The sequence below is a fragment of the Mesorhizobium sp. M5C.F.Ca.IN.020.32.2.1 genome, from assembly GCF_004023105.1.
GTDB classification, from domain to species: domain Bacteria; phylum Pseudomonadota; class Alphaproteobacteria; order Rhizobiales; family Rhizobiaceae; genus Mesorhizobium; species Mesorhizobium wenxiniae.
The window spans coordinates 1-1,484 of the sequence record NZ_RZSX01001201.1; the positions used below are offsets into that span (position 1 = coordinate 1).

The following is a 1,484-nucleotide window of genomic DNA, read 5'->3' on the forward strand; positions in this document are numbered from 1 at the left end:
TTTCATGCCTTATCCGGCCAACCGGCGCTCAACCTCTTGCGAAGCGCTGACGTCCCGTGCAAAAGCGCGGCCATGCTGATCATTAACGACCTTTCGCTCCGCATGGCCGGACGCCTGCTTCTCGACCATGCCTCGCTGACCTTGCCGGCCGGCAGCAAGGCAGGCCTCGTCGGCCGCAACGGCACCGGCAAGACCACTTTGTTCAAGGCGATCACCGGCGACCTCGCCTCCGAGACCGGCTCGATCAGCCTGCCGAAGAACACGCGCATAGGCCAGGTGGCGCAGGAAGCGCCCGGCACCGAGGAGCCGCTGATCGAGATCGTGCTCAAGGCCGACCTTGAACGCTCCGCATTGATCGAGGAGGAAAAGTCGGCGACCGATCCGCACCGCATCGCCGACATCCACATGCGGCTGGCCGATATCGACGCCCATTCGGCCGAGTCGCGTGCCGCCACCATCCTCGCCGGCCTCGGCTTCGACGACGACGCCCAGCGACGGCCAGCCTCGTCGTTCTCCGGCGGCTGGCGCATGCGCGTCGCACTCGCCGCAGTGCTGTTTGCCGAGCCCGATCTGCTGCTGCTCGACGAGCCGACCAACTACCTCGACCTCGAAGGCACGCTGTGGCTGGAAAACTACGTATCGAAATATCCGCACACCGTACTTCTGATCTCGCACGACCGCGACCTGCTCAACCGCGCCGTCAACTCGATCGTCCATCTCGACCAGAAGAAGCTGACTTTCTGGCGCGGCGGCTACGACCAGTTCGAACGCCAATACACCGAGCAGCGCGAATTGCAGGAGAAGGGCAGGGTCAAGCAGGAAGCCGCGCGCAAGCACATGGAATCCTTCGTCGAGCGCTTTCGGGCCAAGGCTTCCAAGGCGAGACAGGCGCAGTCGCGCATCAAGGCGCTTGAGAAGATGAAGCCGATCGCCGCAATTGTGAACGACAACGTGCGGCCGTTCTCCTTTCCCGAGCCGGTGAAGACGGTCGCCTCGCCGATCATCGCGCTGAACAATGTCAATGTCGGCTACACCGAGGGTCAGCCGATCCTGAAGAAGATGACGCTGCGCATCGACGCCGATGACCGCATCGCGCTGCTTGGCGCCAATGGCAACGGCAAGTCGACCTTTGCCAAGCTTCTGTCGGGCCGGCTCAAGCAGGAGACCGGCAACATGACGGTGGCGCCCGCGCTGAAGGTGGCGATCTTTGCCCAGCATCAGCTCGACGATCTCCGGCCGAACGAAAACGCCTATGAGCATGTCCGCCGGCTGATGCCGGAAGCGCCGGAATCGAAAGTGCGCGGCCGTGTCGCCCAGTTCGGCCTGACCACCGAAAAGATGAACACCGCCGCCAAGGACCTGTCGGGCGGCGAGAAGGCGCGACTGCTGATGGGCCTGTCGGCTTTCGAGGGCCCAAACCTGTTCATCCTCGACGAACCGACCAACCATCTCGACATCGACAGCCGTGAATCGCTGATCCATGC

General features: G+C 63.3%; 1 protein-coding gene. It reads left to right on the forward strand.

Going from position 1 to position 1,484, the window contains the following annotated elements; translation table 11 throughout:
- Window positions 1-72 precede the first annotated feature (72 nt).
- The coding region (locus tag EOA86_RS34340; protein WP_164892315.1) for an ABC-F family ATP-binding cassette domain-containing protein at window positions 73-1,484 on the forward strand (1,412 nt) is incomplete at its 3' end.